Annotated in this window: 16 protein-coding genes; 4 read left to right on the top strand and 12 right to left on the bottom strand. The window is 66.3% G+C overall.

Features of this window, described 5'->3' with window-relative positions:
• Nucleotides 1-77 precede the first annotated feature (77 nt).
• Nucleotides 78-383 (bottom strand): DUF4148 domain-containing protein, encoded by a 306-nt coding sequence (locus AC3AP7_RS29265; protein ID WP_487363783.1) that lies wholly within the window; start codon nucleotides 381-383, stop codon nucleotides 78-80.
• Between the two features lie 472 nt (nucleotides 384-855).
• Here AC3AP7_RS29265 and AC3AP7_RS29270 point away from each other — a divergent pair, with 472 nt between their 5' ends.
• Entirely contained in the window at nucleotides 856-1,716 is an 861-nt protein-coding gene (locus AC3AP7_RS29270) for a fimbria/pilus chaperone family protein (RefSeq protein WP_487363784.1), read from the top strand.
• Nucleotides 1,717-1,916: 200 nt separating this feature from the next.
• Nucleotides 1,917-2,615 carry a DUF1120 domain-containing protein gene (locus AC3AP7_RS29275; RefSeq protein ID WP_487363785.1) on the top strand — a complete coding sequence of 233 codons (699 nt, stop codon included), beginning with the start codon at nucleotides 1,917-1,919 and terminating at the stop codon, nucleotides 2,613-2,615.
• Nucleotides 2,616-2,946: 331 nt separating this feature from the next.
• On the opposite strand, the gene AC3AP7_RS29280 is transcribed toward AC3AP7_RS29275, so the two are convergent.
• The 3 genes from AC3AP7_RS29280 to AC3AP7_RS29290 all read right to left on the bottom strand — a co-directional run bounded on the left by AC3AP7_RS29280 (nucleotide 2,947) and on the right by AC3AP7_RS29290 (nucleotide 5,486).
• Nucleotides 2,947-3,819 (bottom strand): substrate-binding periplasmic protein, encoded by an 873-nt coding sequence (locus tag AC3AP7_RS29280; RefSeq protein WP_487363786.1) that lies wholly within the window; start codon nucleotides 3,817-3,819, stop codon nucleotides 2,947-2,949.
• Nucleotides 3,820-3,856: 37 nt separating this feature from the next.
• Nucleotides 3,857-4,576 carry an ectoine/hydroxyectoine ABC transporter permease subunit EhuD gene (gene ehuD / locus AC3AP7_RS29285; RefSeq protein WP_487363787.1) on the bottom strand — a complete coding sequence of 240 codons (720 nt, stop codon included), beginning with the start codon at nucleotides 4,574-4,576 and terminating at the stop codon, nucleotides 3,857-3,859.
• A 91-nt stretch (nucleotides 4,577-4,667) separates the two neighbouring features.
• On the bottom strand, nucleotides 4,668-5,486 hold the full coding sequence (locus tag AC3AP7_RS29290) for an IclR family transcriptional regulator (protein WP_487363788.1): 819 nt from the start codon (nucleotides 5,484-5,486) through the stop codon (nucleotides 4,668-4,670).
• Between the two features lie 270 nt (nucleotides 5,487-5,756).
• Here AC3AP7_RS29290 and AC3AP7_RS29295 point away from each other — a divergent pair, with 270 nt between their 5' ends.
• Nucleotides 5,757-6,017, top strand: coding sequence for a hypothetical protein (locus AC3AP7_RS29295; protein WP_487363789.1), 261 nt, complete (start codon nucleotides 5,757-5,759; stop codon nucleotides 6,015-6,017).
• A 162-nt stretch (nucleotides 6,018-6,179) separates the two neighbouring features.
• The gene (locus tag AC3AP7_RS29300) at nucleotides 6,180-7,253 is read left to right on the top strand and encodes an asparaginase (RefSeq protein ID WP_487363790.1); all 1,074 of its coding nucleotides are present in this window, start codon (nucleotides 6,180-6,182) and stop codon (nucleotides 7,251-7,253) included.
• Between the two features lie 22 nt (nucleotides 7,254-7,275).
• Here the strand turns inward: AC3AP7_RS29300 and AC3AP7_RS29305 are convergent, their stop codons facing one another.
• The 8 genes from AC3AP7_RS29305 to AC3AP7_RS29340 form a co-directional block, all read right to left on the bottom strand.
• Nucleotides 7,276-8,577, bottom strand: coding sequence for a UDP-N-acetylglucosamine 1-carboxyvinyltransferase (locus AC3AP7_RS29305; protein WP_487363791.1), 1,302 nt, complete (start codon nucleotides 8,575-8,577; stop codon nucleotides 7,276-7,278).
• Nucleotides 8,578-8,643: 66 nt separating this feature from the next.
• Complete coding sequence (locus AC3AP7_RS29310; protein WP_487363792.1) at nucleotides 8,644-9,729, bottom strand: squalene/phytoene synthase family protein; 1,086 nt, start codon at nucleotides 9,727-9,729, stop codon at nucleotides 8,644-8,646.
• A gap of 92 nt (nucleotides 9,730-9,821) precedes the next feature.
• Nucleotides 9,822-10,847 carry a phosphogluconate dehydrogenase (NAD(+)-dependent, decarboxylating) gene (gene gnd, locus AC3AP7_RS29315; RefSeq protein WP_487363793.1) on the bottom strand — a complete coding sequence of 342 codons (1,026 nt, stop codon included), beginning with the start codon at nucleotides 10,845-10,847 and terminating at the stop codon, nucleotides 9,822-9,824.
• 290 nt (nucleotides 10,848-11,137) lie between these two features.
• Nucleotides 11,138-11,854: a dienelactone hydrolase family protein gene (locus AC3AP7_RS29320; protein WP_487363794.1), complete on the bottom strand. Its 717-nt coding sequence runs from the start codon at nucleotides 11,852-11,854 to the stop codon at nucleotides 11,138-11,140.
• A 169-nt stretch (nucleotides 11,855-12,023) separates the two neighbouring features.
• Nucleotides 12,024-12,452: a hypothetical protein gene (locus tag AC3AP7_RS29325; protein ID WP_487363795.1), complete on the bottom strand. Its 429-nt coding sequence runs from the start codon at nucleotides 12,450-12,452 to the stop codon at nucleotides 12,024-12,026.
• A gap of 145 nt (nucleotides 12,453-12,597) precedes the next feature.
• On the bottom strand, nucleotides 12,598-12,825 hold the full coding sequence (locus AC3AP7_RS29330) for a hypothetical protein (RefSeq protein WP_487363796.1): 228 nt from the start codon (nucleotides 12,823-12,825) through the stop codon (nucleotides 12,598-12,600).
• Nucleotides 12,826-13,043: 218 nt separating this feature from the next.
• Nucleotides 13,044-13,628 carry a peroxidase-related enzyme gene (locus AC3AP7_RS29335; RefSeq protein WP_487363797.1) on the bottom strand — a complete coding sequence of 195 codons (585 nt, stop codon included), beginning with the start codon at nucleotides 13,626-13,628 and terminating at the stop codon, nucleotides 13,044-13,046.
• A 161-nt stretch (nucleotides 13,629-13,789) separates the two neighbouring features.
• Entirely contained in the window at nucleotides 13,790-14,980 is a 1,191-nt protein-coding gene (locus tag AC3AP7_RS29340) for a porin (protein ID WP_487363798.1), read from the bottom strand.
• Nucleotides 14,981-15,263: the final 283 nt, after the last annotated feature.

Consider the following 15,263-nt stretch of genomic DNA (forward strand, 5'->3'; position numbering starts at 1 on the left):
GTCGAGCTTATTCCTGATTCATCAGGATACCTATACGTTTGCCCACCTTCTCCGGACGACGCGTATCGATCCTGCTGTTACTGGCCGAAGTAGACCGGCTTCACGCTCGCCGACGCAGCCGGCTCCGTGGCGCGCACGCCCGTCGCCGTCGCGTTGGCGACGCCGCCCACCGCGTTATCGGCATCGACGCGTGCCTGTGCGGCCTGAACGTCGGCCGGATAGTGCGGATCGGAGACGCCCGGATGGAAGCCCGCCTGTTCAAGCTGGACAAGTTGCGCACGCACCTGTGCGCGAGTCAGCGGCGCGTCCGACTGCTGTGCAAACGCGGCAACGGGAGCTGCGAACGCAGCGGCAATGACGACAGTCTGGATCAGGGATTTCATGGCAATACCTCCGGATTTCTCTTTTTTGCTGCCGCCGACACCATGTCGGTAGCCAGTGATTGCATTCTAGTTATGCAACGCTGTCGGAGTAACAGGGCATTTTGCGAAACATTATTGCTAAACGCGTTGGAATAATCCGACCCGGCTCGCACCATCCGTTCCCTCCCTCGCTCGTGCCGCGTGCCATGCAGCCCTCATCCGGGATTCGCACGAGATCGCGCACCCGACTCACCCGTGCCCCGCGTTTAGGACCGGTCCTAGCCGATTTCGGGGCCGATGTCCTAGTGCCCGATAGTGGGCGCTCCGGTTAAAACCGATACTTTCACTCATGTTGAGCAGCACGGTCAGACGGGAAATCAGGAGCACTCCTGATCTTCCCCGAAGCTTGCGATACGGGACTTCGTCCTGCCGTCGCCGACGCCCCCGGCGCTGCCTGTCAAACCGGATTCGAGAACATTCCCTGGAGATTGCAATGCGAAAACTGAACCCCCTGATGCTGTCGCTGATCGCCGGCGTGACCGGTCTGGGCACGCTCTGCGGACAGGCGATGGCCTCCGCGGTGCTGCCGAGCACGTCGGTGCTGATCATCAACGAGGCGGACAAGGAAGGTTCGATCGGCGTGAAGAATACCGAGAAAGAGCCGGTGCTGCTGTACACGAAGATCGTCCGCCTCGACGACGAGAATCTGGACGCGGCGTTGATCCCGACGCCCGCGGCGGTGGTCGTGCAGCCGGGCGAGACGCAGGTCGTGCGCGTGCTCTATCGCAGCGACAAGGCGCTCGACAGGGAGCATCTGGCACGCGTGCTGTTCATGGGCATTCCGCCCAAGGACGACAAGCCCGGGCGCATCAGCATGATGCTCGGCCAGGATCTGCCGGTGGTGATCCGGCCGAAGGGCTACAAGCCCGTGGACAACAAGTGGGAATACCTGAAGTGGCACTTCAGGGGCGATCAGCTGTGCGTGTCCAACGACACGAAGTACGCGGTGCGCTTTGTCAATAACGTCAGGCTGGTGCCGGACAACACGCCGGTGACGATGCCGAAACCCTATGCGCTGCCGGACTCGAACAACTGCGCCCCGCTGCCGGCCGGCTACACGCCGCCGGCGGGCACCCAGGTCGAGTTCTCCGCGGTGTCCGACTACAACTACATCCTCGACGGGCGGCATGCGCCGGTCGAGCGTGTGGCGAACGACGCGCCGGCAGCACCGCAGGCCGCTGCGCCGGGCGCGCACGACGCCGCGCCGCCTGCCGATGTGTCCGGTGACAAGGCTGCGCCGCAGGCCGCTGCTCCGCAGGCCGCATCGGGCGGTCGAGCGGGTAGCGCGGACTGAGCCTGTCGGGCCAGCAGACCGGAACACGCGGGCCTTGCGCCTGCGTGCAAGCAACACCGAAGCCGTGACGGTCCTATCACGGCAAACGCGACATGGAACTGCCGCCCTTGCGGAAACGGTTCACGTCGCATGAGCCGGTGCGTCTCTTTCGCAAAAGAGGATATCGAATCGGCACATCTGATCTGAAGGAGATTATTGCAATGCGTATTTCTCAACTCGTCGCCCGCAGTGCCGTTCTGTGTGCGTTTGCAGCGGCCGGCGCGGCCCACGCACAATCGGCAAACGTGAACGTGACCGGCGTGATCGTGCCGCCCGCATGCTCGGCGGAGTTTGCCGGCGGCGCGGATCTCGACTGGGGCGAAGTGTCGCATAACGATCTCAGCACGACGGCCTACACCACGCTGGAGCCTCAGACTGCCACGCTGCAGGTCAGCTGCGATGACGGGCTGACGACGCACATGGCGTTCTGGGCGACCGATCCGAACGCCAGCTCGGCGATGGTCGGTACCACGATCCCGGGCACGAGCCAGTCTAACGCAGGCGATCCGAACCGGATCTTCGGCCTTGGCATGGACCCGGTCACGAACCAGAAGATCGGCAATTTCTCGCTGGTGTCGACCGGATCGTCGTTCGACGGCACGTCGAATCCGAGCACGTTCGGTTACGTCGGCGATGCCACGCACACCTCGACGAGCTTCGCCTCGTGGAGCATGGGTGAGGGTTACAGCACGCAGGAAGACTGGACGGTGCTCGATCCGTCGACCAGTGCTCCGGCCGTGGCCAACACCTTCACCTTCAGCTTCGACGTCTATCCGCAGCTGAACACGGCGAACAACATCACGAACGCACAGCAGGTTCCGTTCAGCGGCACCGCGCAGTTCTACGTGCGTTATTTCTAAGCGCCGCTGATTCCAGCAGTCTGGAATCCGAAAGCCATGCCTGTCACAGGGCATGGCTTTTTTCATGGGCCGGCCGCGACGCGCGCAGGCTAGGCCAGCCACCTCGCGAGCAGCGAGGCCAGCAGTCCGCCCGTGCCGACTAGCACGAGGGTCTGGATGATCGTGAGGGATTTGCGGGAAGTCGATGTGCGAGAGGAACGGGAAGCAGCCACGGACAGGTCGAAGTTCAGGTCACGGAAAACGCGCTGTTGCGCGGCGTGCGCCGTCGCAAGGATCGGCGCACGCGGATACGAAGACGCGATTGTACGGGCTCGGCGCGCGCCTGTCGCCATCAGTGACTGACCGGGTAGTACCAGAGATTGCGATCCGTGTAGCCGAAGTGCGCGAGGATCGTGCGCAGCGAGCCGTCCGCGCGCATCTCGTCGAGCGCGCGCGAGATCGCATCGTTCAGATCGACATCGCGTTTGCGCAACGCGTAACGCGCATAGCCGTATTCGCGCGGCCGCGGCTGATAGTCCTTCACGAGTTCGATGCGCGCATCCGGATGCTGCTGCAGAAACTCGCCGATCTTGACGTCGTCCTCCATCGCGACATCGATGCGCCCGGCAATCAGATCCGCAAACTCGGCCTCGCTGCTCGTATACAGCTTCAGCTCCTTCAGGTCGGTGCGCTCGCCCAGCAGCTGCTGGTTGATGCTGCCGCGCAGCGTGCCGACCCGGCGCCCCGCGAAATCCTCCCAGCGATGAATCTTCAGCGGGTTGCCCACCTGCACCGCGATACCCGAGCCGTACCAGTATGCCGGACTCGTGAACGCGACGACGCGCAGGCGCGGCCCGGTCTCGTGCAGGTTGTCGACGATCACGTCCGCGCGCCCCGCAAGCAGCGACGGAATCATCGCGTCGAACGGCACGATGTCCCATTTGACCTTCGTGATGCCGAGGCGCCGCGCGATGTCTTCGAAGATGCGCACGTCCGCGCCGTCGAACGCATGCGTCTTCGGGTCGAAGTAGGTGGACGGCGGATCGTTTGCAATCACGAACGTGACGCCGCTTTCGACGGCTCGCCGGTAGGAGCCGTCGCCGCCGTCGAAGCTCACGCCGCTGATGCCGCCGATTGCGCCGATGCCCGTGTCCGCGGCGAACGCGTGGGCCGCGCACAGCAGGCCGAGCATCCAGGCCGCCGTTTTCAGCAGGGTGACTCTCATCGAATGCTCCCGTTGCGACAGGACAGGTGGAGGACGTTCACGGTGCGGCTGCGCCTCGCGGGGCGGCGGCGAGCACGGCGCCTCTGCGCTCGACGTTCATCCGGCGTTCGAGCCAGCGTACCAGCAGCGCGCTCGGATACGAAAACGCCAGATAGATCACGCCGATGATCGTGAATACGGTCAGATACTGGAAGTTGGTCGCGGCGATGATCTGCCCGCTGAAAATCAGTTCCTTCACGGTCACGATCGACACCAGCGACGTGTCCTTGAAGAGGGCGATCGCATGGTTGCCGAGCGGCGGAATCACGACGCGGATGGCCTGCGGCAGCACGACGAGCCGCATCGCCTGGCCGCGCGACATGCCGAGCGCCTTCGCTGCCTCGACCTGACCGCGCGGCACCGCTCCGACACCCGCCCGATAGACCTCCGCGAGATACGCGGCATAGTTGATCGACAGGCCGATCACGCCGGACAGAAACGGGCTGAAGCGGATGCCGAACGCAGGCAGCACGAAGTAGATGTAGAACAGCTGCAGCAGCGCGGGCGTACCGCGAATCACCTCGATATAGGCCGATGCGAGCGCGCGCGGCGCTCGCCGCGGGCTCATCTTCGCCAGCGCGATCGCGAGACCGAGCGGCAGGCTGATCGCGAGGATGCACACCGTCAGCTCGATGCTCGTCGCGGCGCCCTTGAGCAGCGTCGGCAGATAGTCGCCAACGCCGTGCAGATCGAACAGATCGGACCATCTTGTCAGCATGCGTTTCCCTGAAGCGATGCGCGGTGTGCGTCGGACACGCGCTGCCCCGCTGCGCCGCCGTGTCGCGGCGCGGCGCAGGGCAGCGCGAATGCTACGGTGAAACGGCCTCGGGGTCGAGCCGGGCGCCCAGCAGGCGGCTCACGCGGTCCGCGTATCCGCGGATCGTGCGGCCCAGCGCGTGCAGCTCGTCATCGCTCAGGCCGCTTTTCAGCGTGGTGACGCTGATCGCGGCAACCCCCTCGCCGTCGCGGTCGGTGATCGCCGCACCGATGCACACGACGCCGATGTTGTCCTCCTCGTCGTCGAACGCATAGCCGCGCTCCGCGACGCGCGCGAGATCGGCCATCAGTTCCGGGGGAGTCGTCAGCGTGAATTCGGTGCGTCGCGGCATGCCGGTCTGCGCAAGCAGCTTGACGACGATCGCCGGCGGCAGCAGCGCCAGCAGCGACTTGCCGAGCGCAGAGCAATGCGGCAACTCGCGCTGGCCGAGCGCGGACGCAATGCGCAGGATACCCGGCGCGTCGACGCGGCTGATGGCCACCGCGTAACCGTGATCGAGCACCGCGAGCCGCGACGTGAGTCCGGTCTGCGCGGTCAGCTCGCGCAACACCGGCTGCGCGAGCTGCAGGATGCCGACGTCCTCGGCCGCGCGATCGCCGAGCGACACGAGCGACAGCCCGAGCCGATACCGGCGCGATCCGCCCAGCCGGACATCGGCCACGAAATTGCGCTGCAGCAGGGTCTGCAGCAGCGCGAATGCGGTGCTCTTCGATACTCCGATCTTTTCGGCTACGCCCGCCACCGTCAGTCCTTCGCTGCCTGCTTTCCCCAGTGCCTCGAGTGCGTCGAGTGCACGATTGACGCTGCGTAGCGCGTATCGGTCTTCTACAGTTTGCGCTGCATCTGTCATTTTCTTTTAGTCCCTCATACTGGACGCTACCCCGCTAGCGCCCTACGTCTCATATTGACACCTGCCAGGCCGAAAATTAACATAAATTCATATACCGAACTAAGTTCCGTATAGCCGAACGATTATTAAATTAATCACCCGGCACCTGGACGCAGCGAATATTACCGTGCGTCCTGTGATCAAAAATTACATCTGAGAGGCCAGATTCGGGCGGCGTTGCATTTCCGGGGTTTGAGTGCACCTGCAACGCTGCCCGTCGGCAGACAAAACATGGGAACTATTACCGAACGGGGCATCATCTGCGACGACAGGGAGCCGAAAATGTCCGGCGCCCATTCGGCGCGGCTCGTCAATGCCGAAATCCTGCATATTCGGCAGGTCGCTCAAAATCTGTCGGCGAGCGCGCTCGATCAATCCGGCCTGCCGCGTGCATATTGGCGCAAGCGCCTGCATGCGCTCACTCAAAATCATCAATTGTCGCGTACGCAGTTCAGCGAGATCGAACGGATTCTTGAAATACTAAAAGAATAGTATGTCAGGCGATTTTCATGCGCGCCTTTCGATTCATTTCTGAACCGGCAAATAATGCCTGCCTGAAAGCAGTTGACCGGCCCTCGCCGCGACGCGCGCGCCCGCACCGGGAGGCGTCCGCGTAAAATCGCCTGCATTCCGTCACCCTGCAGGAGAAAGCCGATGACTGCGCGCGTTCCGGGGCCGATCGCGGCCACGACCTATCGCGGCGATGCGATCGAGAACCGTCATGTTGCCCATGTCGCCGTGGTCGATGCCGGCGGCCGTCTGCTGTATGCCTTCGGCGACCCCGCGCGGCTCACGCTGGCCCGCTCCGCGGCCAAGCCCGCGCAGGCCCTCGCGGTGATCGAGACCGGCGCGCTCGAACGCTACGGCTTCGACGACGCCGACCTCGCGCTGATGTGCGGGTCGCACAACAGCGAGGAACGCCACCTCGAACGCGCGCGGCACATGCTCGCGAAGTCGCAGTCGCGCGAGAGCGACCTGCGCTGCGGCGGCCATCCGCCGCTCTCCGACGCGGTGCTGCGCGCGTGGATCAAACGCGACTTCACGCCCGGTGCGGTCTGCAGCAACTGCTCGGGCAAGCATGCCGGGATGCTGGCGGGGACGCAGGCCCTCGGCGCGCCGCGCGCGGACTACCATCTGCCAGACCATCCGCTGCAGCAGCGTGTGCGCCATGCCGTTGCCGACGTCTGCGACCTGCCTGACGACACGGTGCAGTGGGCGATCGACGGCTGCAATCTGCCGACCCCCGCGTTCGCGCTCGACCGTCTCGCGCGCCTGTACGCGAAGCTCGCGGATGCGGCGGCGGACGCCACGCCGGCCTCCGCGCGCCGCGCGGCGCTCGCGCGCATCTACCGGGCCATGACCGGCTACCCGGAGATGGTCGCGGGCGAAGGGCGCTTCTGCACGGCGCTGATGCGCGCGTTCGACGGCGCGCTGGTGGGCAAGGTCGGCGCCGAAGCGAGCTACGCGATCGGCGTGCGGCCCGATGCGCACACCGCGCGGCTCGGCGCGCGCGGCGCGCTCGGACTCGCGGTGAAGGTCGAGGACGGCAACACCGCGATCCTGTATGCGATCGTTGCGGACCTGCTCGCGCAACTCGGCATCGGCACGGCGGCGCAGCGCGCGCAGCTCGACGCCTATCGCACGCCGCCGATGCGCAACACGATGGGCGTGCCGACCGGACGCCTCGCGCTGTCGGTCGCGCTGGAGCCGGGCCCGCAGGACGCGTAGCGCGCGGCGGCGCGCACCGCGCTCACTCGCTGCTGGTCCACTCGACGTTCGCGCCCACCGAGCGCAGATTCTCGACGAAGCGCGGATGCGCGCGCCGGATCGGCTGCGCGTTCATGATCTCCGAGCGTCCTTCGATGCTCGCCGCGACCATCAGCAGCGCAATCGCCACGCGGATGATGTACGGGCTCTCGACACGCGCCGGGCTCAGCGCGAGCCCGCCGAACGTGATCAGCCGGTGCGGATCGGACAGGAACACGTGCGCGCCGAACTTCGACAGCTCGCCGGTCCAGCCCATCGCGCCGTCATAGACCTTGTTCCAGAACATCGCGCTGCCTTCGGCCTTCACGCCGAGCGCGACGAAGATCGGCAGCAGATCCACCGGCAGATAGGGCCACGGCGCCGCTTCGACCTTCGTCAGGATGTTCTGCGTGAACGGCCGGCGCACGCGCAGTGGACCGTCGCGCAGCGCGCGCGACCAGCCGTCGCGATGGTCGAGCTGCACGCCGAACTTCGCGAAGGTCCGGTCGATTAGCGGAAACTGCTCGGGTGCGGAATTGCGTACCGCGATATCGCCGCCGGTAATCGCACCGAGCGCGAGAAACGTGGCTATCTCGTGAAAGTCCTCGCTGAAGCGGAATTCTCCGCCGCCCAGCGGGCCGCCGCCGCTCACCGCGAGCCGCGACGTGCCGAGGCCGTCGATGCGCACGCCCAGCATCGCGAGGAAGCGGCAGAACTCCTGCACGTGCGGCTCCGACGCGGCGTTCACGAGCGTCGAGGTACCCTCTGCCGCGGCGGCGCACAGCACGAAGTTTTCGGTCGTCGTCACCGACGCGTAATCGAGCCAGTGATCGTTCGCGGCCATTCTGGTCACGCTGCGCACGATCAGCGAGTCGTCGGTGCGTGCCACGCGCGCGCCGAAGCGCTCGAACACCTCGACGTGCGGATCGATCTCGCGCACGCCGAGCGTGCAGCCCTTCACGTCGTTCTCCAGCCGCGCGACGCCGAAGCGCGCCAGCAGCGGCGGCACCAGCATGATCGACGAGCGCATCTCCTCCGGCAGCTTGTGCGTGGCCGGATCGAACGCGGTGGCACGATGATGCAGATCGAGCACCCCGGTCGAGAAATTCATCGACACGTCGCTGCCGAGCGTGCGGAAGATGTCGAGAATCTTCCGCACGTCGGTAATCTCCGGCACGCCGATCAGGCGCAGCGGCTGATCGGTCAGCAGCGTCGCGCACAGGATCGGCAGCACCGCGTTCTTGTTGGCAGACGGCGTAATCTCGCCGCGCAGCGGGAGACCGCCGTGGACAATCAGATTGGACATGTTCGCAAAGGTAGGACGAATGAGGACGCGAGGCCCCTATCATGCCATCGCGCGGCGTGCGTCGCGCTAGCCATGCCGGGGCGCCGCGCCGCCGGGCACGGGCACGTCGATGCGCGCATGAATCCGCGCGACCAGCGCTTCGGCCCAGCGGCGCAGCGCCGCGTCGGACACCACGGCCGGCAGCGACGCCGCCATGATCCGGTAGACGCGGCCGCGCGCAATCTTCGCCACCCGCGCCGGATCGAGCCATGCGTCGTTATGCACGAGCAGCAGCAAGGTTTCGAGGCCGATCAGGATGGGCCAGAGGCACGCGAGCCGCAGCCGCACTGCGCGGCGCGGTATCGCCAGCGTGTAGTCAAGCGCCGCGCAAAAATGCTCGAGCGCCACGCGCACCAGTTCGAACAGCAGCGGTTGCGCGCGCATCGAGTTCGCCGGGTCGAGCAGGTCGCGCGGGCCGAGGCCGTGGCGCGCGAGCGCGTCGAGCGGCAGATAGCAGCGGCCGATCCGCAGATCCTTGCCGCAGTCGCGCAGCACGTTGGTCATCTGCAGCGCCTTGCCGAAGCGCACGCCGCGCGCGCGCATCACGGCAGGCTGCGCCGCAAGCAGTCCGGGCAGATGCGCGTAGGTCATGTCGGTCCAGAACTCGCCGACGCAGCCGGCCACGAGGTACGTATAGCGGTCGAGTTCGGCAGGCTCGCGCAGCGCGGCGAGTTCGCCGGAGCGCTCGTCCGGGAACGTGCACAGATCGAATTCCATGCCCTCGGTGAGCGTCGTCACGATTGCGCGCACCGCCTCCCGGTCGCTTGCGGCAAGCTGCGCGTGCAGCGCGAGCGCCGCCCCGAGCGATTCGAGCAGACGCTTCTCGTCCGATTGCGTCTGCTGGCCGGCCAGCTCCTGCACGACCTGCTGCACGAATGCCGCGGTACCGTGCGCCCCGTTGACCTGGGCGCGCAGCGCGAGCAGCAGCGCGAGCCGCCGCGGCGGCGGAACCAGTGACGTATCGGCGATCGTATCGGCCGCGCGCGCCAGCAGATACGCGAGCGCAACCGGATCGCGCATGCCCGCGGGCAGCACGCGCAGCGTGAGGTAGAACGAACGTGATACGCCCTTGAGCAACGGGCCGAGCAGGACAGCCCGATCTGGATTCTGCATGGATGGAACGGGTCGAAAGGGGACGATTCTGGCGCAGCCGAATTGTATCCCGCCGCGCGCCGGCTGCCTCGCCGGCGCGCGCCCCCACGCCGCTATGCGCCGGGCCGGCCCGTTTTCTCCGCGTGGCCGCCGAAATCGTGGCGCATCGCCGACAGCACGCGATTCGCGAAATCGTCCTCGCCGCGCGAACTGAAACGCTCGAACAGCGCGGCGCTCAGCACGGGGGCGGGCACGCCCTCGTCGATTGCCGCCTCGACGGTCCAGCGCCCCTCGCCGGAATCCGACACACGCCCCGTGTACGCCCCCAGCTTCGCGTCGCCGGCCAGCGATGCCGCGATCAGATCGAGCAGCCACGAGCCGATCACGCTGCCGCGCCGCCACACCTCGGCAATCTCGGGCAGGTCGAGGTCGTAGCGGTAGAAATCCGGGTCGCGCAGCGGCGCGGTCTCCGCGTCGTTATCGCGCGTGTGGTTGCCCGCATCCGCGTTGTGCAGGATGTTCAGCCCTTCCGCGTACGCAGCCATGATTCCGTACTCGATGCCGTTGTGGACCATCTTGACGAAATGTCCGGCGCCGTGGGCCCCGCAATGCAGAAAGCCCTGGTCGGCGGTCCCCGCGTCCTTCGCGCGGCCCGGCGTTGCCGTGGCGGCCTGCACGCCGGGCGCGAGCGCCGCGAAGATCGGCGCGAGCCGCTCCACCACCGGCGCCTCGCCGCCAATCATCAGGCAGTAGCCGCGCTCGCGCCCCGCCACGCCGCCGCTCGTGCCGACGTCCACATAGTGAAGCTGCTGCTGCGCGAGCGCTTTCGCGCGCCGCACGTCGTCGCGGTAATACGAATTGCCGCCGTCGATGACGATATCGCCGGGCGCGAGCAGCGGCACGAGTTGCGCGAGCGTGTCGTCGACGACGCCGGCGGGCACCATCAGCCAGAGGGCGCGCGGCTGCGCAAGCTGCTTCACGAGATCCGCGAGCGACGTCGCGCCCGCGATGCCGTCCGTCGCGACCTTTTCGACGGCCGCCTGCTGGACGTCGTAGACCACGCACGTCTGCCCGGCGGCGGCGAGACGGCGCACCATGTCGGCGCCCATGCGCCCCAATCCGATCATGCCTAGCTGCATCCATGACTCCTTTCGTGTGTCGCGGCACGTGTGCGTGCGGGCCCCGGCAGCGGCGCCGGCACGCCTCGGCGTGCGCGTTGCGCGCATCGCGATGCGCGCAAACCAGCCAGATGGCCTCGTGCAACGGGCTGACAGGCCAACGCCCGCCGGATGGCGAACGCACAGGTGAGACAGCAGCGTACGAAAGGTCGTTCCCGCTTCGTCATGGGCGCGCGCGGGCGCGGCGCGTGACGCGGCGCGCGCGGGCGATGCGCGGCACGGCGCGCGCCCAGCCCGCGCGGCGCGTCAGATCAGCCGCGCTGCGGCCACAGGTTGCGGCCAAGGAAGGTGAGCGCGCGATCCCACGCCTGCTGTGCCCAAACCGGATCGTACTGGGTGCCCGCGATGCGGCCCGGTCCCACGGCGGTCTCGTTGGCGAATGCGTGATGCGCGAGGTAATGGTGCGAGTCGAGCGCGACGCCCGCATCGCGCAGCTTCGCTTCGACCGCCTCGACGGCCGCCGGTGCGAAGAACACGTCCTGGCTCGCCCAGTGCGCCTGCACCGGCGCCTTGATCTTCGTCGCATCGATGTACTCGACCGGCGGGCAGCCGTACCAGACCACGCCGGCCGACAGTTCCGGAATGTGGCACAGCGACAGCAGCGTCAGCGCGCCGCCCATGCAGTAGCCGGTCACCGCGACGTGTGCCGCCTGCTGCTTCAGATACTGCACCGCGCCACGCACATCCTGCGTGGCGGCGTCGCCGAAGTTCAGGCCGCTCATCAGGTGATGCGCCTCTTCTTCCTCGACGGTCGACTTGCCGCGATAGAGATCGGGCACCAGCGCGACATACCCGCAGCGCGCCAGACGGTCTGCCACCCCGCGAATCTGGTCGTTCAAGCCCCACCACTCCTGAATCACGACGATACCGGGCGCCCCTTCGGGGGCGGACGGCTGCGCGAGATACCCCTGAACTTCCTGCCCATCCGGGCGACGAAAAGCGACCATCGATCCTGTTGTCGGCTTCATGAGAAGGTCCTGTGTTGAATGAGGCCTATAGCATAGCGGCGTGTGCGCATCCGTGCAGCCGGCGGCTGCGCGATCTGCTGCACTGCACTGCACTGCACTGCACTGCACTGCACTGCACCGCACTGCACCGCACTGCACCGCACGGCGCGCGGCGCCGGCGCACCGCCCGCTAGCCGCGCGCCTCTGCCGGCGGCTGCGGGTTATGCGCGGGGTTCGTGTCGAACCTGCGCACGCGCTCGATGCCGTCGCGGCCGGCGAGCGGCGCGAGCTGCGCTTCGAGCGCGTCGGCGACCGCCTTGTCGTAGACCTCGCGGCCCTCCACATAGAGCGTGAAGGATCGCAGATAACGCGCCCGCTTGTCGGGATCCGCGAGCGTCTGCCGCGTCCACGCGTAGAGCGGGTAGTCGTGCGCGCCGTGCTGTTCGGCCTCGCGCACATAATCGGCGAACGCGTCGAACTGGCAGCGCAGCACCGCGCGATGCGCGCACAGAACCTCGTGCAGCGCGGCAATCGCCACCCCTGACGGGTCGTCGCGCAGCGCGGGCGCGAGCGCCGCGGACACGTCGATGCGCAGCTGGTACTGCCACGACTCGCTCATGTTCACTCCGCTTTCGTTGCGCGTGCAACCGGATACGCCAGGCCGGCGACACCCGCATGCTCGCCGGTCATGGCCGATGCGCCAGAAGAAAGGCCAGCCGGATGAGCGGCTGGCCTTCGCCTGCGTACGGCAAGCCGCCGTACGCTCAGGTTTGCGACGCGTCGCCGTCGCTGCCGGTATCGGCGTCCTGCGCAGGCGCATCCGCGCCGTCCTCCTTCTTCTCGACGAGCGATTCCAGCGCGCCCGCGCCCTTGAAGCCCGCGACCGCGGCAATGCCCTTGGTCAGCAAGCCGGCATCCGGATCGGCCTTCTCGACCCCTTCGACCGCGGCGACCGCACCCGCGATCTCGCCCACCGTGTTCAGAATTCCCATGACAATCACCGTATCTGTTGAACGTCGACATGAATGCTGCGCCGATATCGGCATGCACCGTGCGGACAAACGCCGCAACCTCCGTTAAGCATGCACAGGCTACATAAAACGCGCGGAACACCGCTGCGCGCACGCGCGCCGATACCCTCGCCGACGATAGCACCGGCCCTCCGCCGAAGCTGTAAAACATTGTCAAGTGCGCGGCGCGCGAAGTGCGCTTACGCTTTCGGCACACGCCCCATCAGATAGAACTCGTCGTTCGGGCGCATCGAGATCACATTGGCCATCCGGTTCGACAGGCCGAAGAACGCGGTAATCGCCGCAATGTCCCAGATGTCCTCGTCGTCGAAGCCATGCGCGCGCAGCGCCGCAAAGTCCTCTGTGTCGACGCGATCCGACTCGCGGCACACCTTCAGCGCGAAATCGAGCATCGCCTTCTGGCGCGGCGTGAGATCGGCCTTGAGATAATTGACTGCAAGCTGGTCGGCGACGAGCGGTTGCTTCTCGTAGATGCGCAGGATCGCGCCATGCGCGACGACGCAATACAGGCAGTGGTTCGCCGCGCTCGTCGCAACGACGATCATCTCGCGCTCGCCTTTTGTGAGGCGGCCTTCTTTCAGCATCAGCGCATCGTGATACGCGAAGAACGCCCGGAATTCGTCGGGGCGGTGTGCCAGCGCGAGAAACACGTTGGGCACGAAGCCGGCCTTCTGCTGGACCTCCAGAATGCGGGTGCGGATATCGTCGGGCCACGCGCCAGGGTCGGGAACCGGGTAACGGCTGATCGGCTGTGCATGCGTCATTGGAGCGCTCCGTTTTAGACAGGCTCGCGTCGATTGTAGCGGCTTGCCGCGGGTCCCGCCGCGCGCGCACCGTCGCACGGCAGACGGCAAACAGCCCGCCCGGGCGACCCGGGCGGGCTGCGGAACGGCGCACGCGCGCGTGCGTCGGACCTCTGCTTCAATCAGAATTTGTGGCGAATCCCGATCATGGCCATCGCCTGCTTGTCGGTCGTGGCGTCGTTGCCGAAGTCGCCGAGCGATGCCACCGCCGACACCCGTTCGCCGGTCGTCGCATCGTAGGTGTTGCCCGAAGCCTTCTGATAGCCGGCCAGCAGGTACAGGTCGGTATGCTTCGACAGGAAGTAGTCCGCGCCGAGGCTGAACTGGTTGTAGGCCACCGTCACGCTGTTGCCGCCGCCCTTCGTGTAGTCGTAGCCCGCGCCGAGGAGCAGCGCCGGCGTCAGCTGGTAGTTCACGAACACCTGGCCCGTGTTGAAGCGGGTCGTGTTCTGGCTGCCGGCCGCGGTCGCGTAGTCGTTGTATGCGACGTTGCTGTAGGCGAGACCCACCGTGACGTTCGCAAACGTGTAGTCGCCCGCCGCGCGAATGATCTGCATCGAGTTGGCCGTGACGAACGCGCCGGTGATCGCTTCCGAATCGACACCGATCGCATTCGAGCCGCTCGTGGCCGCATCCGGGTACAGGCCGTCGAACGACGACGCGCTCGCGTGGTCGCTGTTCGCATGGAAGTAGCCGGCGCCGAACCCGAACGGACCCCGGTTGTACGACACCGCGCCCGCGAACGTCTGACCGGCCGCGAGGCTGCCCGGCACGCCGCCAAACGCGTACATGGCCGAAGCCTGCAGGCCCGCGAAGTTCGGCGACATGTACTTGACCGAGTTGTTGGTCCGGTAGCTGTTGTCGTAGTTGTCCATGTCGCCCGGCGTCGCGAAGGTCGGGCCGAACGCGCCGTCGTTCGTGAGCGGCTGGATCAGGTCGATCAGCGGATCGTACTGGCGGCCGAGCGTGACGGTGCCGGTCTGCCTGTCGCTCAGGCCGACCATCGCGACGCGGCCGAAAATGCGCTGCCCCTGGCCGAGGCGGCCGTTGTCGAGGTTAAAACCGCTTTCGATGCGGAAGATCGCGTCCAGACCGCCGCCCAGGTCCTCCGTGCCCCGCAGGCCCCACAGGTTCGGCGACAGGTTGCCGCCCATCATTTCGACCGTGTTGCCCGAATGGCCGTTGCTGCCGGCCTGATTGGTGAAGTACGCCACGCTGGTATCCACCGCGCCGTACAGCGTGACGCTCGACTGTGCGTGCGCGACCGACGTCATCGCCGCGAGAGATAAAAGAGCCAGAATTGTTTTTTTCATGAATCTGAATTATTTAAAAATAAATATACCCGTCGCCGCGCAAAAGAAGTCTGCGCAACACGGATCGCTACGGCATGAAGTGCGCTACACGCCGTGCCGGCGGCATGCGTCGTGCACGGCGAAATATATCCAGGTGTTTTACTTTTAATAATCGATCCAGCCTGGAATTCAGACTTTCAATGCGTTGAAATAACGCAAGGCACGGCGGGACAAGGCTTTACGGCGGATGCGCCGCGCTCGCATACCGGGTATGCGTCCAGGGTTGTTGGTTCGTCGCCACACT

Source organism: Paraburkholderia sp. PAMB 6770, from assembly GCF_057748135.1.

Coding starts and splice junctions, on each gene's coding strand:
- AC3AP7_RS29265 (WP_487363783.1), bottom strand. CDS start 383: ATGAAATCCCTGATCCAGACTGTCGTCATTGCCGCTGCGTTCGCAGCT.
- AC3AP7_RS29270 (WP_487363784.1), top strand. CDS start 856: ATGCGAAAACTGAACCCCCTGATGCTGTCGCTGATCGCCGGCGTGACC.
- AC3AP7_RS29275 (WP_487363785.1), top strand. CDS start 1,917: ATGCGTATTTCTCAACTCGTCGCCCGCAGTGCCGTTCTGTGTGCGTTT.
- AC3AP7_RS29280 (WP_487363786.1), bottom strand. CDS start 3,819: ATGAGAGTCACCCTGCTGAAAACGGCGGCCTGGATGCTCGGCCTGCTG.
- ehuD (WP_487363787.1), bottom strand. CDS start 4,576: ATGCTGACAAGATGGTCCGATCTGTTCGATCTGCACGGCGTTGGCGAC.
- AC3AP7_RS29290 (WP_487363788.1), bottom strand. CDS start 5,486: ATGACAGATGCAGCGCAAACTGTAGAAGACCGATACGCGCTACGCAGC.
- AC3AP7_RS29295 (WP_487363789.1), top strand. CDS start 5,757: ATGGGAACTATTACCGAACGGGGCATCATCTGCGACGACAGGGAGCCG.
- AC3AP7_RS29300 (WP_487363790.1), top strand. CDS start 6,180: ATGACTGCGCGCGTTCCGGGGCCGATCGCGGCCACGACCTATCGCGGC.
- AC3AP7_RS29305 (WP_487363791.1), bottom strand. CDS start 8,577: ATGTCCAATCTGATTGTCCACGGCGGTCTCCCGCTGCGCGGCGAGATT.
- AC3AP7_RS29310 (WP_487363792.1), bottom strand. CDS start 9,729: ATGCAGAATCCAGATCGGGCTGTCCTGCTCGGCCCGTTGCTCAAGGGC.
- gnd (WP_487363793.1), bottom strand. CDS start 10,847: ATGCAGCTAGGCATGATCGGATTGGGGCGCATGGGCGCCGACATGGTG.
- AC3AP7_RS29320 (WP_487363794.1), bottom strand. CDS start 11,854: ATGAAGCCGACAACAGGATCGATGGTCGCTTTTCGTCGCCCGGATGGG.
- AC3AP7_RS29325 (WP_487363795.1), bottom strand. CDS start 12,452: ATGAGCGAGTCGTGGCAGTACCAGCTGCGCATCGACGTGTCCGCGGCG.
- AC3AP7_RS29330 (WP_487363796.1), bottom strand. CDS start 12,825: ATGGGAATTCTGAACACGGTGGGCGAGATCGCGGGTGCGGTCGCCGCG.
- AC3AP7_RS29335 (WP_487363797.1), bottom strand. CDS start 13,628: ATGACGCATGCACAGCCGATCAGCCGTTACCCGGTTCCCGACCCTGGC.
- AC3AP7_RS29340 (WP_487363798.1), bottom strand. CDS start 14,980: ATGAAAAAAACAATTCTGGCTCTTTTATCTCTCGCGGCGATGACGTCG.